Here is an 18,671-nt window from a genome sequence, read left to right as displayed (position 1 = left end):
CTGCGCGCCTGCTCTATGTGATGGATCCGATGTGCTCGTGGTGCTGGGGCTTTGCTCCGGTGGCCAAGGCACTGGTCGAGCAGGCGCAGGCAGCCGGGGTCGAGCTGCATCTGGTGGTCGGTGGTTTGCGCACCGGCAGCGGTTCGGCGCTGGAGCCGACCACGCGCCGCTACATTCTTGAACACTGGCAAGCGGTCAGCGAAGCCACCGGCCAGCCGTTCAAGTTCGACGGCGCGCTGCCCGACGGATTTGTCTACGACACCGAGCCTGCCTGTCGCGCTATTGTCACCGCGCGCAGTCTGGCGCCGGATTGCGCGTGGACACTGGTCGGGCTGATCCAGCAGGCGTTTTACGCCGAAGGACGCGATGTCACCCAGGCCAGCGTGCTGGTCGAACTGGCGGAGCAGGCCGGTGTGCCGCGCATCGAATTCGCCGCGTTGTTCGATCATGCCGAGCAGCACAAGGCGACTCAGGCCGATTTCACCTGGGTGCAGGATCTGGGCATCGCCGGATTCCCGACCCTGCTGGCCGAGCGCAACGGTCAACTGGCGCTGCTGACCAACGGCTATCAACCGCTCAGCGAGCTGTCGCCGTTGCTCGGCCGCTGGCTGGAGCGCGCGGCCTGTGTCTGACCGCGCCGCTGACACGCCAGCCGTAGAGCGTGTCGACCGGCTGAGCTGGGCCGAAGTCCGGCGTCTGGCATTGCATCACAAGAAATCCCTGTGGATCGCCAATGGCGTGGCCGTGCTGGCGACGCTGTGCAGCGTGCCGATTCCGTTGCTGCTGCCATTGCTGGTCGATGAAGTCCTGCTCGGCCACGGCGATGCCGCGCTGAAAGTCATGAACCATTTTCTGCCGAGCATGTGGCAGCAGGCGGCGGGCTATATCGGCCTGATGCTGGTGGTGACCCTGACCTTGCGTTGCTGCGCCCTGTGTTTTGGCGTGTTGCAATCGCGGCTGTTCGCGCGGCTGGCCAAGGACATCGTCTACCGCATCCGCGTGCGCCTGATCGAACGGCTCAAGCGTATCTCCCTCGGCGAATACGAAAGCCTCGGCAGCGGCACGGTGACCACGCATCTGGTCACCGATCTGGATACCCTCGACAAATTCGTCGGCGAAACCCTCAGCCGCTTCCTCGTCGCCATGCTGACGCTGGTCGGCACCGCCAGCATTCTGATGTGGATGCACTGGAAACTGGCGCTGTTGATTCTGTTGTTCAACCCGCTGGTGATCTACGCCACGGTGCAGTTGGGCAAACGCGTCAAACATCTGAAAAAGCTGGAGAACGACAGCACTTCGCGCTTCACCCAGGCGCTGAGTGAAACCCTCGACGCGATCCAGGAAGTACGCGCCGGCAACCGCCAGGGCTATTTCCTCGGGCGCCTCGGGTTGCGTGCGCAGGAAGTGCGCAACTACGCGGTCAACTCGCAGTGGAAAACCGACGCCTCGAATCGCGCCAGTGGTTTGCTGTTCCAGTTCGGCATCGACATCTTCCGCGCAGCAGCGATGCTCACCGTGCTGTTTTCCGACCTGTCGATCGGCCAGATGCTCGCGGTATTCAGTTACCTGTGGTTCATGATCGGCCCGGTCGAACAGCTGCTCAATCTGCAATACGCCTACTACGCAGCGGGCGGCGCACTGGCGCGGATCAATGAACTGCTGGCGCGCGCCGACGAGCCGCAGTATCCCGGCGGCGTCGATCCGTTCAAGGGCCGCGACACTGTTGGCATCGAGGTGCAAGGACTGAGCTTCGGTTATGGCGATGAACTGGTGCTGGAGCAGATGAACCTGTCGATCCTGCCCGGCGAGAAAGTTGCGATTGTCGGCGCCAGCGGCGGCGGCAAGAGTACCTTGGTGCAGCTGCTGTTGGGCCTGTACACGCCAGCGGCGGGGACCATCCGCTTCGGCGGGTCGACCCAGCAGGAAATCGGTCTGGAGACGGTGCGCGAGAACGTCGCGGTGGTGCTGCAGCATCCGGCACTGTTCAACGACAGCGTGCGCGCCAACCTGACCATGGGCCGGATTCGCAGCGACGAAGCCTGCTGGCAGGCTCTGGAAATTGCGCAAATGGCCTCGACCATCCGCGCGCTGCCCGATGGCCTCGACAGCATCGTCGGTCGCTCCGGCGTACGTTTGTCCGGCGGCCAGCGCCAGCGTCTGGCGATCGCGCGGATGATTCTCGCCGAGCCGAAAGTGGTGATTCTCGACGAGGCCACCTCGGCCCTCGATGCCGCCACCGAGTACAACCTGCACCAGGCGATGGCGAAATTTCTTCATGGCCGCACCACGCTGATCATTGCCCATCGCCTGTCGGCGGTGAAACAGGCGGACCGCGTGCTGGTGTTCGACGGCGGGCAGATCGCCGAGGACGGCGACCATCGCCAACTGATCGCCGACGGCGGTCTGTACGCCAAGCTCTACGGCAACTTGCAACAGCACTGATCGAAACCCTCGCCGGCCTGTCAGACGTTCTGCGCGCGGTGTAAAGCCGCGCCTTGCCTTGAACGAGAACCCCACCTAGTCTCGTCATAGCGAATTCGCCCGGAAGGCGAGCGGGCAGTGCTCATGCAAGGAATCTCATGAAGCAAAAGCAGACTCTGGGAACACCACGGTTGTTGGGTATCGTCTGGCCCTTTATTGCTGTCGTGGTGTTCCAGGCATTACTCGGGGGCGTGAGCCTTTACGTGCTCTCGGCCGTGCGTGGCTACGTGGCCGGCGAAAGCCTGTGGTCCAAGGGCCAGAAAGATGCCATCTATTACCTGAACCTCTACGCCGACAGCCGTGACGAGGCGATCTATCGCAAATACCTGACGGCCATCGCCGTGCCCCAGGGCGGCCACGAATTGCGCCTGGCGCTGGATCGTCAGCCGCCGGACCTGCAAGCGGCGCGCGAAGGCATTCTCAAGGGCGGCAATCATCCCGACGACGTCTCCAGCCTTATCTGGCTGTACCTGAATTTTCGCCACTTCAGTTATCTCGAAACCGCCATTGATCGCTGGACCATCGGCGACGCCTATCTCGACCGATTGCACGAAGTTGCCCAAGAGATGCATCAAGACATTTCCCGCAACCAGGCCAGCCCTGGCGATGTGCAGCGCTGGAAAGTGCAGATATTCGCCATCAACGATGCCGTGACGCCAGCGGCGAAGGCCTTCAGCGATGCCTTGGGCGAAGGCTCGCGGGTGATCATGCGCTTGCTGCTGTTCACCAACCTGGCCACCGCGCTGGGGCTGATCGTGCTGGCGCTGTGGCGCACGCACAAACTGCTCAGGCAGCGACATGAGTTTGCCCAGGCGCTGCAACTGGAGAAGGATCGCGCGCACATCACCTTGCAATCGATTGGCGATGGCGTGATCACCACCGACGTCAACGGCGCGATCGATTACATGAACCCGGCCGCCGAGGCCATGACCCACTGGAAGGCCGAACAGGCGGCGGGCCTGCCGTTATCGGCGCTGTTCAACCTGCTTGACGAAAACGCCCAGACCGAAGGGCTGACGTTGATCGAGCACATTCTCAGCGGCCAGCTCAGCGGCGGCAGCGAACACTCCAAGCTGATCCAGCGTCTGGATGGCAGCACCCTGTCGGTGACCCTGGTCGGCGCGCCGATCCGCAATGCCGGCAACGTCAGTGGCACGGTGCTGGTGCTGCACGACATGACTCAGGAGCGGCAGTACATCGCCAATCTGTCCTGGCAGGCCACCCACGATGCGCTGACCGGGCTGGCCAACCGCCGCGAATTCGAATATCGCCTCGAACAGGCCTTGCACAAGCTGACGCGCCAGTCCGGGCGGCATGCGCTGATGTTCCTCGATCTGGACCAGTTCAAACTGGTCAACGACACCTGCGGCCATGCGGCGGGCGATGAATTGCTGCGGCATATCTGCACGCTGCTGCAATCGGGCCTGCGCGAGGGCGACACGCTGGCGCGGCTGGGCGGCGACGAGTTCGGCATCCTGCTGGAAAACTGCCCGCCGGAGGTGGCGGAGAAGATTGCCGAGAGCCTGCGCCAGACCGTGCAGAACCTGCATTTTGTCTGGAAAGGGCGGCCGTTCCTGACCACCATCAGCATCGGCCTGGTGCATGTGGCGCACAATCCAGCCACGCTCGAAGCGTCGCTGCGGGCGGCGGACATGGCCTGCTACATGGCCAAGGAAAAGGGCCGCAACCGTGTGCAGGTCTATCATGCAGACGATTCCGAACTGTCCATGCGCTTCGGTGAAATGGCCTGGGTGCAACGGCTGCACATGGCGCTGGAAGAAAACCGCTTCTGCCTGTATGCCCAGCAAATCGCGCCGCTCAAACCGCAACCCGGCCAGGCCGGGCACATCGAGATCCTCCTGCGTTTGCATGACGAATCCGGGCGGATGATTTTGCCTGACAGCTTTATCCCCGCGGCGGAACGGTACGGTTTGATGACCCAGTTAGATCGCTGGGTAGTGCAGAACGTTTTCAAGGTTATTGCTCAGTGTATTGAACAGGAACATGAACTTCCTTTAGCGATGTGTGCGATTAATCTGTCAGGCATTACTATCGGAGATGACGCGTTTTTGCACTTCCTGCGCGAACAGTTTGTTAACTACGCAATACCGCCTGAAATGATTTGTTTTGAAATTACTGAAACCAGTGCAATTGCAAATCTGGGCAGTGCAATTCGTTTTATCAATGAACTCAAAGGCTTAGGTTGTCACTTTTCCTTAGATGACTTTTGTGCCGGAATGTCTTCATTCGCTTACTTGAAACATTTGCCTGTAGACTTCCTGAAGATCGACGGGAGTTTCGTCAAGGATATGCTGGACGACCCGATTAATCGGGCAATGGTCGAGGTGATCAATCACATCGGCCATGTTATGGGTAAGCAGACAATTGCCGAGTTTGTTGAAACTAACCAGATCGAACAGGCATTGCTTGAAATAGGTGTGGATTACGCTCAGGGTTATGTCATCGAGCGTCCGCAGTTGTTTACCTGTGACAGTTTGCAAAGTCGCCCTGCCAGGCCGCAGCCGTTGTTGTTCAAAGCGCCTGGCACGTTCCGTTGAAGTCTCTCGCCGATCCTTGCCATCACAACTCAAAAGGAGCCGAACAGTGATCGACACATTCAACCGAACCGGACCCCTCATGGAAGCTGCAAGTTATCCTGCCTGGGCACAACAGCTCCTCAAGGATTGCAGCGAGAGCAAGCGCCGGGTTGTCGAACATGAACTTTATCAGCGCATGCGTGACAACAAACTCAGCGCGAAAACCATGCGCCAGTACCTGATCGGCGGCTGGCCGGTGGTCGAGCAGTTTGCCTTGTACATGGCGCAGAACCTCACCAAGACCCGCTTCGCTCGCCATCCCGGTGAAGACATGGCGCGGCGCTGGCTGATGCGCAACATTCGCGTCGAACTCAATCATGCCGACTACTGGATGCACTGGAGTCGCGCCCACGGCGTCAGCCTCGAAGATCTCCAGGCGCAGCAAGTGCCGCCGGAGCTGCACGCCCTGAGTCACTGGTGCTGGCACACCAGCTCGGCGGATTCGCTGATCGTGGCGATTGCGGCGACCAATTATGCGATCGAGGGCGCGACCGGGGAGTGGTCAGCGGTGGTCTGCTCGACCGGGGTCTACGCGGCGGCGTTCCCGGAAGAGGACCGCAAGCGCGCGATGAAGTGGTTGAAGATGCACGCCCAGTACGACGATGCCCACCCGTGGGAAGCGCTGGAGATCATCTGCACCCTGGCCGGCCTGAACCCGAGCAAGGCTTTGCAGGCCGAGCTCCGGCAGGCGATCTGCAAGAGCTACGACTACATGTACCTGTTCCTCGAACGGTGCATGCAGCTTGAGACGTCGGAGCGGATGCTGGTCAATCGCGAGCGCAGGACCGTAACCGAGAGCTGATTGAAACTGTGGGAGCGAGCCTGCTCGCGAAAGCGGTGGGGTCATTCAACGAATGGTTGTCTGACACTCCTTCTTCGCGAGCAGGCTCGCTCCCACAATGATTTCTAGCCAGCCATCGCCAGCCGGTTCCGCCCCTCGCGCTTTGCGACATATAGCGCACTGTCCGCGCGGCGCAGCAAGCTGTCCGCCGACTCGCCCGGCAACAACGTCGAGCATCCCAGGCTCACGGTGATCTCGATCAACTGGCCATCGGCGAAATATTCCTGCGACTGCGTCGCCTGGCGCAAACGCTCGCCGACCATCGCCGCCGCCTCACGGCCGGTGTTGGACAGCAGGATCAGAAACTCCTCGCCGCCATAACGGAACACCATGTCGACGTTGCGCAGCTGCGCCTTGATCGACGCTGCGATAGCCTTGAGCACGTCATCCCCGGCGCCGTGGCCGTGTTCGTCGTTGACCCGTTTGAAGTGGTCGATGTCGAGCATCAGCACCGACAACGGCTGCACATGGCGGCGCGACATGTCGATCTCGCGTTGCAAGGTCTGCTCCATGGCCACGCGGTTGCCGGCGCCGGTCAACGGGTCGCGCAAGGCGCTTTGGGTGGCGGCGCGATAGAGCAGGGCGTTGCGCATCGGGTACAACAGGCAGGACAGCAGCGACTCGAGGTCGCCCTGTTCCTTGTCGTTGAAACGCTGATTGCGACGGAAGACCAGGTCGCCCATGTGCTCGCCTTCGTGGCTCAGGGTGTAGCTGACCGAATGGTGGCCGCGCGCACCGAATTCCAGGCGCAGGTCGCTGGCCTTATGCACATAGCTCAGCGCATCCAACGGCACCAGGCGCTGGATTTCGCGGAAGAACAGGCCAAGGATGCGCTGTGGCTCAAGGCTGGTTTGCAGTTGCAGGCTCATTTGCTGACGCAGTTGCGCCAGGCTGGTCGGGCGCTCGATCAGCGCCGGTAGTTGACCGAAGCCCAGGCGCTGCAATTTGGCACTGTCGAAGTCAATTGCATGGGTCTGGGAAGGAGATTTCATATGGCGTGAGCCCCTAAGCAGTAAGTCTGTCTTACAGGCTGGGTGAGAGCGGCTATGGGCTGCGCGTCGTACTGATCCATCAGTCCCGTAGGACGTTTGGCGTAAGTTTAGTCTGCCGCAAGACGATCAGTCAGCTATCGAAATCGGCGTTGCCCCATGGCCATCACACGGCATGTTTTGAGGGAATTTAGAGCGAAACGCGTGCCATTCGGTTCGATTTTATTTAAAGCTTTTCGAATCAATGACTTGCTTCGGGGTGCCGGAGCGCCGCGTTGGCTAATTGGCGGCTTTGTGACGCTTCTGAACGGCAATGGCTTGCCGCGACAGCATTCTGCCGCGGCAACAAATGCGACGTATGGTGTTTATTGAGCGTTGAAAGCCTGGCCATTGACGCCTGCGCTGTCGGGGCCCATCAGGTACAGATAGACCGGCATGATCTCTTCCGGGGTCGGGTTGTTCAGCGGGTTTTCCCCCGGATACGCCTGGGCGCGCATGCTGGTGCGGGTGCCACCGGGGTTGATGCTGTTGGAGCGCACCGGTGCGACGCCTTCGACTTCGTCAGCCAGGGTTTGCATCAGGCCTTCGGTGGCGAATTTCGACACACCGTAAGCGCCCCAATACGCGCGCCCTTTGCGTCCGACGCTGCTGGAGGTGAACACCACCGAGGCATCTTGCGACAGCTTGAGCAGTGGCAGCAGAGTGCTGGTCAGCATGAACATCGCGTTGACGTTGACCTGCATGACCCGCATGAAGTTTTCGCCGGACAGTTGTTCGATCGGTGTGCGCGGGCCGATGATCGAAGCGTTGTGCAGCAGGCCGTCAAGATGGCCGAACTCGGTTTCGATCATCGCGGCCAGTTCATCGTACTGATGGGGCAGGGCGGTCTCGAGGTTGAACGGGATCACCGCCGGTTGCGGATGACCGGCGGCTTCGATCTCGTCGTAGACCTCGGTCAGATTGGCTTCGGTCTTGCCCAGCAGCAGCACGGTGGCGCCGTGAGCGGCATAGGTTTTCGCCGCAGCCGCGCCGATGCCACGGCCGGCACCGGTAACCAGAATGACCCGATCCTTGAGCAGTTCAGGGCGAGCGGTGTAATCAAACATAAAAACCTCGTAATCCATTAAAAGATCGCAGGGGGCATGCATTCTCCTGTAGGAGCTGCCGCAGGCTGCGATCTTTTGATCTGATCAGCAGCTGCAAAGCGCGCTATCAAGCACCTTGCGCAATTCGAGCGGATGGTCCACCACCACGTCCGCGCCCCAATGCCGTGGGTTGTCGTCCGGGTGGATGTAGCCGTAGGTCACCGCAGCGGTCTTGGTGCCGGCATCGCGGCCCGACTCGATATCGCGCAGATCATCGCCGATGAACAGCACGGTCGACGGATCCAGATCAAGCATCTTGCACGCAAGGATCAACGGCTCCGGGTCCGGCTTGCTGTTCTTCACGTGATCCGGGCAGATCAGCAGCGCCGAGCGCTCGGCCAGCCCCAGGCGTTGCATGATCGGCTCGGCGAAGCGCAGCGGTTTGTTGGTGACCACGCCCCAGATCAGGTTGGCCTTTTCGATGTCAGCGAGCAGTTCGCTCATGCCGTCGAACAGCTTGCTGTGCACTGCGCAGCCGACCAGATAGCGTTCCAGGAACTCCAGACGCAGTTCCTCGAAGCCCGGCGATTCCGGGTCCATCGAGAACGTCACCGCAACCATGGCCTTGGCGCCGCCGGAAATCTCGTCGCGGATGTGCTTGTCGTTGATCGGCGGCAGACCGCGATCGGCGCGCATTGCCTGGCAGATGGCGATGAAGTCCGGCGCGGTGTCGAGCAGGGTGCCGTCCATGTCGAAAAGTACCGCTCTGATGGCCATCGGCTTATTCCTCGCGCAGGGTCTGGATCATGTAGTTGACGTCAACGTCGTTGGCCAGCTTGTAGTGCTTGGTCAGCGGGTTGTAGGTCAGGCCGATGATGTCTTTTACGGTCAGGCCAGCCATGCGGCTCCACGCGCCAAGCTCCGACGGGCGGATGAATTTCTTGAAGTCGTGGGTGCCACGCGGCAGCAGCTTCATGATGTATTCGGCACCGATGATCGCGAACAGATACGCCTTCGGGTTGCGGTTGATGGTCGAGAAGAACACCTGGCCGCCCGGCTTGACCATGCGGAAGCAGGCGCGGATCACCGAGGATGGATCCGGCACATGCTCAAGCATTTCCAGGCAGGTGACCACGTCGAACTGCTCGGGCATTTCCTCGGCGAGGGCTTCGGCGGTGATCTGCCGGTATTCGACGCTGACCCCGGATTCCAGCTGATGCAGTTGCGCGACTGCCAGCGGCGCTTCGCCCATGTCGATGCCCATCACCGTGGCGCCGCGCTGGGCCATGGCTTCGCTGAGGATGCCGCCGCCGCAACCGACGTCGAGGACTTTCTTGCCGGCCAGATTGACTCGTTCGTCGATCCAGTTGACCCGCAGCGGGTTGATGTCGTGCAGCGGTTTGAATTCGCTTTCGCGGTCCCACCAGCGATGGGCCAGGGCCTCGAATTTGGCGATTTCGGCGTGGTCGACGTTGCTCATGTTCAATTCCTCGAAAAACCTGAAAAGGGCTGTAGCCGCGGATATTGCGCCGCGGTGTTTACGATTCGGTGTGGCCGCTGATGCGCTGGCCCCAGTGGCGGGCGGTTGCGCCCAGCTGTTGTTCGTCCATGCGGGTCAGGCGCCGGTCGTCGAGCAGTTGCTTGCCGGCGACCCACAGGTGTTTGACGCAATCGCGCCCGGTGGCGTAGATCAGCTGCGACACCGGGTCGTACACCGGTTGTTGCGCCAGACCGGACAGGTCGAAAGCGACGATGTCCGCGGCCTTGCCGATCTCCAGCGAGCCGACCTGCGCCTCGATCCCCAGCGCACGCGCGCCATTGAGCGTGGCCATGCGCAAGGCGCGATGGGCGTCCAGCGCGGTGGCGGAGCCGGCCACGGCTTTGGCCAGCAGGGCAGCGGTGCGGGTTTCGCCGAGCAGATCGAGATCATTGTTGCTCGCTGCGCCATCGGTGCCGACGGCGACGTTCACCCCAGCCTGCCACAAACGTTCGACCGGGCAGAAGCCGCTGGCCAGTTTGAGATTGGATTCCGGGCAGTGGATCACGCTGCTGTTGCTTTCTACCAGCAGCGCGAGGTCTTCATCGCTGATCTGGGTCATGTGCACCGCCTGGAAGCGCGGGCCGAGCAGGCCAAGGCGGCCGAGGCGCGCCAGTGGCCGTTCGCCGGTCTGCTCGACGGCCTGCTGCACCTCGAACGCGGTTTCGTGCACGTGCATATGGATCGAGGCGTCCAGCTCCTCGGCGATCACCCTGATTTTCTCAAGGTTCTCATCGCCGACGGTGTAGGGTGCATGAGGGCCGAAAGTGACTTTGATGCGTTCGTGATGCTTGAGGTCGCCGAACAATTCGACGCCCTGACGAATGGCTTCGTCGGCGCTGCTGGCGCCTGGGATCGGGAAATCGAGGATCGGGATCGCGATCTGCGCGCGGATGCCGCTGTTGTGCACGCGCTCGCTGGCGACTTTCGGGAAGAAATACATGTCCGAGAAACAAGTGATGCCGCCCTTGATCTGCTCGGCGATGGCCAGATCGGTGCCATCGCGGACGAAATCTTCATCGACCCATTTGCCTTCGGCCGGCCAGATGTGGTTTTCCAGCCAGGTCATCAGCGGCAGATCGTCGGCGAGGCCACGGAACAGCGTCATCGCCGCGTGGCCGTGGGCGTTGATCAGGCCTGGGGCAAGCAACACGTCCGGCAGTTCACGGATTTCCGTGGCGTTACACTTCAACGCTTCGGCGCGCGGGCCGATAAACACGATGCAACCGTCACGGATGCCCAGGCCGTGCTCCTTGAGCACCACGCCTGCAGGTTCGACGGGGACCAGCCAGGTCGGCAGCAATAACAGGTCGAGCGCAATGGCAGGTTTCGGCATCGAGGGTCGGTTCCAGTGCTTTTGTAAAGGATGGCGAAGTATACCCGAGCGTCTTCGCGGGGGGATCGCTATAATCGGCGGCTTTTGTTCATGAGTGCGGGGTGTGGGATGCGCGATCGACTGTTGGCTGCGGAGAAAGTGAAGGCCATCGATTGGCGTGATGGCGCGCTGCACCTGCTGGATCAGCGTATTTTGCCGTTCGAGGAAACCTGGATCGCTTACACGAGCGCCGCCGGCGTGGCCGAGGCGATTCGCTCGATGGTCGTGCGTGGCGCACCGGCCATCGGCATCAGCGCTGCCTATGGCATCGTCCTCGCGGCGCGGGCGCGGATTGCCGAGGGTGGCGACTGGTACGCGGCTTTGGAAGAGGATTTTGCCCTGCTGGCCGATTCGCGTCCGACCGCCGTCAATCTGTTCTGGGCGCTGGGCCGCATGCACGATCGCCTGGATCGTCTGAAAAGCAACGCCGATCCGCTGGCGGCGCTGGAAGTCGAAGCTATCGCCATTCACGAAAGCGATCGCGAGGCCAACCTGACCATGGCGCAGCTTGGTGTCGATCTGATTCGCAAGCATCAGGGCAACGCTCAGGCGATTCTCACCCACTGCAACACTGGCGCACTGGCCACCGGCGGTTTCGGCACTGCGCTGGGAGTGATCCGCGCTGCTTATATAGAAGGCATGGTCGAGCGCGTCTACGCCGACGAAACCCGGCCGTGGCTGCAGGGCTCGCGACTGACCGCGTGGGAGTTGGCCAACGAAGGCATCCCGGTGACCCTGAACGCCGACTCCGCCGCCGCGCACATCATGAAAACCAAAGGCGTGACCTGGGTGATCGTCGGTGCTGACCGCATCACCGCCAATGGCGACGTGGCGAACAAGATCGGCACCTATCAACTGGCAGTCAACGCCATGCACCACGGCGTGCGTTTCATGGTGGTGGCGCCGAGTTCGACCATCGACATGAATCTGGCCAGCGGCGATGACATCCCGATCGAAGAGCGTGATGGCGCCGAGCTGCTGGAAGTTGGCGGCAAACGCGTCGGTGCCGATGTTGAGGCGTTCAATCCGGTGTTTGATGTCACCCCAGCGGATCTGATCGACGCGATCGTCACCGAGAAAGGCATCGTCGAACGCCCGGACACCGCGAAAATGGCCCAGCTGATGTGCCGCAAGCGCCTGCATTGACAGGCTTTGGTCTTGCGGCGAGCCCTTCGCGAGCAGGCTCGCTCCCACAGGTTTTGTGATCGCCACAGACCCGTGTGGGAGCGAGCCTGCTCGCGAAGAGGTCGGTAATGTCAATAAACATCGCTTATTCCGCCCCCGATTTCACATTCAACAAAGCTCTGAGCCTCTCTCGTCCCCCTCAAGCCTGTCATCAGTCAACTAACTATGCTCCATGCGCATCTGGGGGATAGGTGCGTGGCGGCCTTTGTGATAACATCCGGCGTTTTCCGAGGCGGCTCCACGGAGCTGTCTTTACTGCGCAAATCCGCGATCCAATGTTGATTTGTCGTAAGTCGGCGCATGGCACTCGGCCGGCCCCGACGAGCTTCGTTGCTCCCACCTGGATGCGGCGAAGTTTCACCAGAAAAAGGAATCAGGCTTCTCATGGGCGAACTGGCCAAAGAAATCCTCCCGGTCAATATCGAAGACGAGCTGAAACAGTCCTACCTCGACTACGCAATGAGCGTGATCGTCGGCCGTGCACTGCCGGATGCGCGCGATGGCCTCAAGCCCGTGCACCGTCGCGTACTGTTCGCGATGAGCGAGCTGGGCAACGACTACAACAAGCCGTACAAGAAATCTGCCCGTGTCGTCGGCGACGTGATCGGTAAGTATCACCCGCACGGCGACACTGCCGTGTACGACACCATCGTTCGTATGGCCCAGCCTTTCTCCCTGCGCTACCTGCTGGTCGACGGCCAGGGCAACTTCGGTTCGGTCGACGGCGACAACGCCGCGGCCATGCGATACACCGAAGTGCGCATGACCAAGCTGGCGCACGAGCTGCTGGCTGACCTGCACAAGGAAACCGTGGACTGGGTGCCGAACTACGACGGTACCGAACTGATCCCGGCGGTCATGCCGACCCGCGTACCGAACCTGCTGGTCAACGGTTCCAGCGGTATCGCCGTGGGCATGGCGACCAACATTCCGCCGCACAACCTCGGTGAAGTCATCGACGGTTGCCTGGCCCTCATCGACAATCCCGAGCTGACCGTCGATGAGCTGATGCAATACATCCCCGGTCCGGACTTCCCGACTGCCGCGATCATCAACGGTCGCGCCGGCATCATCGAAGCCTACCGCACCGGTCGCGGGCGCATTTACATGCGCGCCCGCTCGATCATCGAAGACATCGACAAGGTCGGTGGCCGTCAGCAGATCGTCATCACCGAACTGCCTTACCAGCTGAACAAGGCGCGTCTGATCGAGAAGATCGCCGAGCTGGTCAAGGAGAAGAAACTCGAAGGCATCACCGAGCTGCGCGACGAGTCCGACAAGGACGGTATGCGCGTCGTGATCGAGCTGCGTCGCGGCGAAGTGCCTGAGGTGATCCTCAACAATCTCTACGCCCAGACCCAGCTGCAATCGGTGTTCGGTATCAACATCGTCGCGCTGATCGACGGCCGCCCGCGCATCCTCAACCTCAAGGATCTGCTGGAAGCCTTCGTCCGTCACCGTCGCGAAGTGGTTACCCGCCGTACCGTGTTCGAACTGCGCAAGGCGCGCGAGCGTGGGCACATTCTCGAAGGCCAGGCCGTTGCCCTGTCGAACATCGACCCGGTAATCGCCCTGATCAAGGCTTCGCCAACTCCATCGGAAGCCAAGGAAGCGCTGATCAGCACGCCTTGGGAATCCTCGGCAGTGGTGGCGATGGTTGAACGCGCCGGTGCCGATTCATGCCGTCCGGAAAACCTCGATCCGCAATACGGCCTGCGCGAAGGCAAGTACTTCCTCTCGCCAGAACAGGCCCAAGCCATTCTGGAACTGCGTCTGCACCGCCTGACCGGTCTGGAGCATGAGAAGCTGCTGGCCGAGTACCAAGAGATCCTCAACCAGATCGGCGAGCTGATCCGCATCCTCAACAGCGCCGTGCGCCTGATGGAAGTGATCCGCGAAGAGCTGGAAGTGATCCGCGCCGAATACGGCGACGTGCGCCGCACCGAAATTCTCGATGCCCGTCTCGACCTGACCCTGGGCGACATGATCCCGGAAGAAGAGCGTGTCGTGACCATCTCCCACGGTGGCTACGCCAAGACCCAGCCGCTGGCTGCGTACCAGGCTCAGCGTCGTGGCGGCAAAGGCAAATCGGCTACCGGCGTCAAGGACGAGGACTACATCGCTCACCTGCTGGTCGCCAACAGCCACACCACGCTGCTGCTGTTCTCCAGCAAGGGCAAGGTGTACTGGCTCAAGACCTACGAAATTCCGGAAGCATCGCGCGCGGCCCGTGGTCGTCCGCTGGTCAACCTGCTGCCGCTGGATGATGGTGAGTACATCACCACCATGCTGCCGGTCGAGGAATACACCGAAGGCCACTACATCTTCATGGCCACCGCCAACGGCACCGTGAAGAAGACCCCGCTCGAATCCTTCAGCCGTCAGCGCAGCGTCGGTCTGATCGCGCTGGAGCTGGACGAAGGCGACGTGCTGATCTCTGCGGCCATCACCGATGGCGAGCGCGAAGTGATGCTGTTCTCCGACGGCGGCAAGGTCACCCGCTTCAAGGAGTCCGACGTACGCGCCATGGGTCGTACCGCTCGCGGCGTGCGCGGCATGCGTCTGCCGGAAGGGCAGAAGCTGATTTCCATGCTGATCCCGGAAGAAGGCAGCCAGATCCTCACCGCTTCGGCGCGTGGTTATGGCAAGCGCACCGCGATCACCGAGTTCCCCGAGTACAAGCGTGGCGGTCAGGGCGTGATCGCCATGGTCAGCAACGAGCGCAACGGCCGTCTGGTCGGCGCGGTGCAGGTGCTCGACGGTGAAGAAATCATGCTGATCTCCGATCAGGGCACCCTGGTGCGTACCCGTGTCGACGAAGTGTCGAGCCTGGGCCGTAACACTCAGGGCGTGACGCTGATCAAGCTGGCCAAGGATGAAACCCTGGTCGGCCTGGAGCGGGTTCAGGAGCCTTCGGAAATCGAAGGTGAAGAGCTCGAAGGTGAAGAGGGCGAGGAAATCCCGGGCGGCGTCGGTATCGACGAAGCGGGTGAAGACCAGCAACTCGACGCCGCAGCTGACGAAGAACCGCAGGAATAAGCGGACAAACGAGGGGGCGGATGAGAATTCGCCCCCTTGTTATTTGTCCGGTATGAATTTTCGACATCATGGAGCCCCCTGTGGGAGCGAGCCTGCTCGCGAAAGCAGGCGCTGCGGTACCTCTGAAGCACCGCGGTGATGCATTCGCGAGCAGGCTCGCTCCCACAGGGCCATGTTGATCGGTAGTGTGATTTATTGCGTGATACCACCAAATCAGAGCGAGATTGGATGTGAGCAAGCGAGCCTATAACTTCTGCGCCGGTCCGGCGGCGCTGCCTGAAGCTGTCCTGCAGCGCGCCCAGGGTGAACTCCTTGATTGGCACGGCAAGGGTCTGTCAGTCATGGAAATGAGCCATCGCAGCGATGAGTTCGTGTCCATTGCCACCCAGGCCGAGCAGGATCTGCGTGACCTGCTGAATATCCCGTCGAACTACAAAGTGCTGTTCCTGCAAGGCGGCGCCAGCCAGCAGTTTGCACAGATCCCGCTGAACCTGCTGCCCGAAGGCGGCTCGGCCGACTACATCGACACCGGTATCTGGTCGCAGAAAGCCATCGAAGAAGCCTCGCGTTACGGTCACGTCAACGTTGCCGCCACCGCCAAGCCTTACGACTATTTCGCCATTCCCGGCCAGAACGAGTGGAACCTGTCGAAAGACGCCGCGTACGTTCACTACGCGCCGAACGAAACCATCGGCGGTCTGGAATTCCAGTGGATCCCGCAAACCGGTGACGTGCCGCTGGTCGCTGACATGTCTTCAGACATCCTCTCGCGCCCGGTCGACATCTCGCGCTTCGGCATGATCTACGCCGGCGCGCAGAAGAACATCGGCCCGAGCGGCATCCTCGTCAACATCATCCGCGAAGACCTGCTCGGCAAGGCCCGCTCGCTGTGCCCGACCATGCTCGACTACAAGGTCGCGGCCGATAACGGCTCGATGTACAACACCCCACCGACCTTGGCCTGGTACCTGTCCGGCCTGGTGTTCCAGTGGCTGAAAGAGCAGGGCGGCGTCGAAGCGATCGCCAAACTCAACGACGTCAAGCAGCGCACCCTGTACGACTTCATCGACGCCAGCGGCCTCTACAGCAACCCGATCAACAAATCGGATCGCTCGTGGATGAACGTGCCGTTCCGTCTGGCTGATGATCGTCTGGACAAGCCGTTCCTCGCCGGCGCCGACGAACGCGGCCTGCTCAACCTCAAGGGCCACCGCTCGGTGGGCGGCATGCGCGCCTCCATCTACAACGCCGTCGACATCACTGCGGTCAACGCGCTGGTGGCGTACATGGCGGAATTCGAGAAGGAACACGGCTGATGTCCGAGCAAGAACTCAAGGCACTGCGCGTTCGCATTGACGCTCTGGACACCAAGGTCCTCGAGCTGATCAGTGAGCGTGCGCGTTGCGCCCAGGAAGTCGCCCGCGTGAAGATGGCCTCGCTGGCCGAAGGCGAAGTGCCGGTGTTCTATCGTCCCGAGCGCGAAGCTCAGGTGCTCAAGCGCGTGATGGAGCGCAATCAGGGGCCGCTGGGCAACGAAGAGATGGCGCGGCTGTTCCGCGAAATCATGTCCTCGTGCCTGGCGCTGGAGCAGCCACTGAAAGTGGCCTACCTCGGCCCTGAAGGCACCTTCACCCAAGCGGCAGCGATGAAGCATTTCGGTCACGCGGTGATCAGCAAGCCTATGGCGGCAATCGACGAAGTGTTCCGTGAAGTCGCCGCCGGTGCGGTGAATTTCGGCGTGGTGCCGGTGGAAAACTCCACCGAAGGCGCGGTCAACCACACGCTGGACAGCTTCCTCGAGCACGACATGGTGATCTGTGGCGAAGTCGAGCTGCGCATCCACCATCATCTGCTGGTCGGCGAGAACACCAAGACCGACAGCATCAGCCGCATCTATTCCCACGCGCAGTCGCTGGCCCAGTGCCGCAAGTGGCTGGACGCGCATTACCCGAATGTCGAGCGCGTCGCGGTGTCGAGCAACGCCGAAGCGGCCAAACGCGTCAAGGGCGAATGGAATTCGGCGGCGATCGCCGGCGATATGGCGGCGGGCCTGTACGGCCTGACGCGTCTGGCCGAGAAGATCGAAGATCGCCCGGACAACTCGACGCGCTTCCTGATGATCGGTAACCAGGAAGTGCCGCCGACCGGCGACGACAAGACCTCGATCATTGTGTCGATGAGCAACAAGCCCGGCGCGCTGCATGAGCTGCTGGTGCCGTTCCATGACAATGGCATCGACCTGACCCGCATCGAAACCCGTCCGTCGCGCAGCGGCAAATGGACCTACGTGTTCTTCATCGACTTCGTCGGCCACCACCGTGATCCGTTGATCAAAGGTGTGCTGGAAAAGATCAGTCAGGAAGCAGTAGCACTCAAAGTGCTGGGTTCCTACCCGAAAGCAGTTCTCTAAGGGGCGGTAGCAAATGAGTGGCAACTTCCTCGCTCTGGCACAGCCGGGCGTGCAACAACTTTCGCCGTACGTTCCGGGCAAGCCTGTGGACGAACTGGCGCGCGAGCTGGATCTGGATCCGGCAAAAATCGTCAAACTGGCGAGCAACGAGAATCCGCTGGGCGCCAGCCCTAAGGCATTGGCGGCGATTCGCGAAGAGCTGGCCGAGCTGACCCGTTACCCGGACGGCAATGGTTTCGCCCTGAAATCGCTGCTGGCCGAGCAGTGCCGCGTCGAGCTGAATCAGGTCACGCTGGGTAATGGCTCAAACGACATTCTTGAGCTGGTTGCGCGTGCCTATCTGGCGCCAGGCCTGAATGCGGTGTTCAGCGAGCACGCTTTCGCCGTATATCCGATTGCGACCCAAGCTGTCGGTGCGCAAGCCAAAGTCGTTCCAGCCAAAGACTGGGGGCATGACCTTCCGGCGATGCTTGCGGCCATTGATGCCAACACCCGCGTAGTGTTTATCGCCAACCCGAACAACCCGACCGGCACCTGGTTCGGCGCAGAAGCGCTGGACGAATTCCTGCAAGACGTTCCCGAGCATGTGCTGGTGGTGCTCGACGAGGCGTACATCGAATACGCCGAAGGCAGCGACTTGCCGGACGGCCTCGACTTCCTCGCGGCGTACCCGAACCTGCTGGTGTCGCGCACCTTCTCCAAGGCCTATGGCCTGGCCGCGCTGCGTGTCGGTTACGGCTTGTCGACGCCTGTGGTCGCCGATGTGCTGAACCGCGTTCGTCAGCCGTTCAACGTCAACAGCCTCGCCCTCGCCGCAGCTTGCGCGGCGTTGAAGGACGAGGAATATCTGGCGCAAAGCCGTCAGCTCAACGAATCCGGCATGCAGCAGTTGCAGGCGGGTTTCCGCGAGCTGGGGCTGGGCTGGATCGAGTCCAAAGGCAACTTCATCTGCGTCGATCTCGGCCAAGAGGCCGCTCCGGTGTTTCAGGGCTTGCTGCGCGAGGGCGTGATCGTGCGTCCGGTGGCCAATTACGGCATGCCGAACCACCTGCGCGTGACCATCGGTCTGCCAGCGGAAAACAGCCGCTTCCTCGAGGCGCTGCGCAAGGTTCTGGCTCGTGGTTGATGTCAC

At 61.4% G+C, this 18,671-nt stretch carries 14 protein-coding genes; 9 read left to right on the top strand and 5 right to left on the bottom strand.

The features are described 5' to 3' along the window. Window positions 1–29 precede the first annotated feature (29 nt). From GXB78_RS10570 to GXB78_RS10555, 4 genes are all read left to right on the top strand, one after another. Window positions 30–632: a DsbA family protein gene (locus GXB78_RS10570; RefSeq protein WP_329515497.1), complete on the top strand. Its 603-nt coding sequence runs from the start codon at window positions 30–32 to the stop codon at window positions 630–632. After that, the gene (locus tag GXB78_RS10565; protein ID WP_329515345.1) at window positions 625–2,442 is read left to right on the top strand and encodes an ABC transporter ATP-binding protein; all 1,818 of its coding nucleotides are present in this window, start codon (window positions 625–627) and stop codon (window positions 2,440–2,442) included. The genes GXB78_RS10570 and GXB78_RS10565 overlap by 8 nt, the downstream gene beginning before the upstream one ends. A 137-nt stretch (window positions 2,443–2,579) precedes the next feature. Beyond that, window positions 2,580–5,039 carry an EAL domain-containing protein gene (locus GXB78_RS10560; protein ID WP_329515344.1) on the top strand — a complete coding sequence of 820 codons (2,460 nt, stop codon included), beginning with the start codon at window positions 2,580–2,582 and terminating at the stop codon, window positions 5,037–5,039. A 79-nt stretch (window positions 5,040–5,118) separates the two neighbouring features. Next, window positions 5,119–5,880 (top strand): TenA family transcriptional regulator, encoded by a 762-nt coding sequence (locus tag GXB78_RS10555; protein ID WP_408005123.1) that lies wholly within the window; start codon window positions 5,119–5,121, stop codon window positions 5,878–5,880. Between the two features lie 104 nt (window positions 5,881–5,984). On the opposite strand, the gene GXB78_RS10550 is transcribed toward GXB78_RS10555, so the two are convergent. The 5 genes from GXB78_RS10550 to GXB78_RS10530 form a co-directional block, all read right to left on the bottom strand. Then, a complete protein-coding gene (locus tag GXB78_RS10550) occupies window positions 5,985–6,911 on the bottom strand; it encodes a GGDEF domain-containing protein (protein ID WP_329515342.1) in 927 nt (308 codons plus the stop codon). Window positions 6,912–7,273: 362 nt separating this feature from the next. Beyond that, on the bottom strand, window positions 7,274–8,014 hold the full coding sequence (locus GXB78_RS10545) for a YciK family oxidoreductase (protein ID WP_024013876.1): 741 nt from the start codon (window positions 8,012–8,014) through the stop codon (window positions 7,274–7,276). Between the two features lie 84 nt (window positions 8,015–8,098). Then, the gene (mupP, locus tag GXB78_RS10540; RefSeq protein WP_329515341.1) at window positions 8,099–8,770 is read right to left on the bottom strand and encodes an N-acetylmuramic acid 6-phosphate phosphatase MupP; all 672 of its coding nucleotides are present in this window, start codon (window positions 8,768–8,770) and stop codon (window positions 8,099–8,101) included. Between the two features lie 4 nt (window positions 8,771–8,774). Then, window positions 8,775–9,473 carry a bifunctional 2-polyprenyl-6-hydroxyphenol methylase/3-demethylubiquinol 3-O-methyltransferase UbiG gene (ubiG, locus tag GXB78_RS10535; protein ID WP_007908399.1) on the bottom strand — a complete coding sequence of 233 codons (699 nt, stop codon included), beginning with the start codon at window positions 9,471–9,473 and terminating at the stop codon, window positions 8,775–8,777. Between the two features lie 58 nt (window positions 9,474–9,531). Then, window positions 9,532–10,866 carry a TRZ/ATZ family hydrolase gene (locus GXB78_RS10530; protein ID WP_329515340.1) on the bottom strand — a complete coding sequence of 445 codons (1,335 nt, stop codon included), beginning with the start codon at window positions 10,864–10,866 and terminating at the stop codon, window positions 9,532–9,534. A 108-nt stretch (window positions 10,867–10,974) separates the two neighbouring features. Between GXB78_RS10530 and mtnA the strand changes: the two genes are divergently transcribed. The 5 genes from mtnA (at window position 10,975) to hisC (ending at window position 18,665) form a co-directional block, all read left to right on the top strand. Next, window positions 10,975–12,051, top strand: a complete 1,077-nt coding sequence (mtnA, locus tag GXB78_RS10525) for an S-methyl-5-thioribose-1-phosphate isomerase (protein ID WP_329515339.1) — start codon at window positions 10,975–10,977, stop codon at window positions 12,049–12,051. A 423-nt stretch (window positions 12,052–12,474) separates the two neighbouring features. Further along, window positions 12,475–15,129, top strand: a complete 2,655-nt coding sequence (gene gyrA / locus GXB78_RS10520) for a DNA gyrase subunit A (protein ID WP_329515338.1) — start codon at window positions 12,475–12,477, stop codon at window positions 15,127–15,129. A 230-nt stretch (window positions 15,130–15,359) separates the two neighbouring features. Beyond that, a complete protein-coding gene (gene serC, locus GXB78_RS10515) occupies window positions 15,360–16,445 on the top strand; it encodes a 3-phosphoserine/phosphohydroxythreonine transaminase (protein WP_329515337.1) in 1,086 nt (361 codons plus the stop codon). After that, a complete protein-coding gene (gene pheA / locus GXB78_RS10510; RefSeq protein ID WP_016770924.1) occupies window positions 16,445–17,539 on the top strand; it encodes a prephenate dehydratase in 1,095 nt (364 codons plus the stop codon). The genes serC and pheA overlap by 1 nt, the downstream gene beginning before the upstream one ends. 13 nt (window positions 17,540–17,552) lie before the next feature. Continuing rightward, window positions 17,553–18,665, top strand: coding sequence for a histidinol-phosphate transaminase (gene hisC, locus GXB78_RS10505; protein ID WP_329515336.1), 1,113 nt, complete (start codon window positions 17,553–17,555; stop codon window positions 18,663–18,665). Window positions 18,666–18,671: the final 6 nt, after the last annotated feature.

Source organism: Pseudomonas moraviensis subsp. stanleyae, assembly GCF_036283065.1.
Taxonomy (GTDB): Bacteria; Pseudomonadota; Gammaproteobacteria; order Pseudomonadales; family Pseudomonadaceae; genus Aquipseudomonas; species Aquipseudomonas stanleyae.
This window is presented reverse-complemented; position numbering and strand designations above follow the sequence as displayed.

Bases quoted from the DNA above. Each gene is read 5' to 3' on its own strand.
- GXB78_RS10570 (WP_329515497.1), top strand. From the start codon at position 30: ATGTGCTCGTGGTGCTGGGGCTTTGCTCCGGTGGCCAAGGCACTGGTC.
- GXB78_RS10560 (WP_329515344.1), top strand. From the start codon at position 2,580: ATGAAGCAAAAGCAGACTCTGGGAACACCACGGTTGTTGGGTATCGTC.
- GXB78_RS10555 (WP_408005123.1), top strand. From the start codon at position 5,119: ATGGAAGCTGCAAGTTATCCTGCCTGGGCACAACAGCTCCTCAAGGAT.
- GXB78_RS10550 (WP_329515342.1), bottom strand. From the start codon at position 6,911: ATGAAATCTCCTTCCCAGACCCATGCAATTGACTTCGACAGTGCCAAA.
- GXB78_RS10545 (WP_024013876.1), bottom strand. From the start codon at position 8,014: ATGTTTGATTACACCGCTCGCCCTGAACTGCTCAAGGATCGGGTCATT.
- mupP (WP_329515341.1), bottom strand. From the start codon at position 8,770: ATGGCCATCAGAGCGGTACTTTTCGACATGGACGGCACCCTGCTCGAC.
- ubiG (WP_007908399.1), bottom strand. From the start codon at position 9,473: ATGAGCAACGTCGACCACGCCGAAATCGCCAAATTCGAGGCCCTGGCC.
- GXB78_RS10530 (WP_329515340.1), bottom strand. From the start codon at position 10,866: ATGCCGAAACCTGCCATTGCGCTCGACCTGTTATTGCTGCCGACCTGG.
- mtnA (WP_329515339.1), top strand. From the start codon at position 10,975: ATGCGCGATCGACTGTTGGCTGCGGAGAAAGTGAAGGCCATCGATTGG.
- gyrA (WP_329515338.1), top strand. From the start codon at position 12,475: ATGGGCGAACTGGCCAAAGAAATCCTCCCGGTCAATATCGAAGACGAG.
- pheA (WP_016770924.1), top strand. From the start codon at position 16,445: ATGTCCGAGCAAGAACTCAAGGCACTGCGCGTTCGCATTGACGCTCTG.
- hisC (WP_329515336.1), top strand. From the start codon at position 17,553: ATGAGTGGCAACTTCCTCGCTCTGGCACAGCCGGGCGTGCAACAACTT.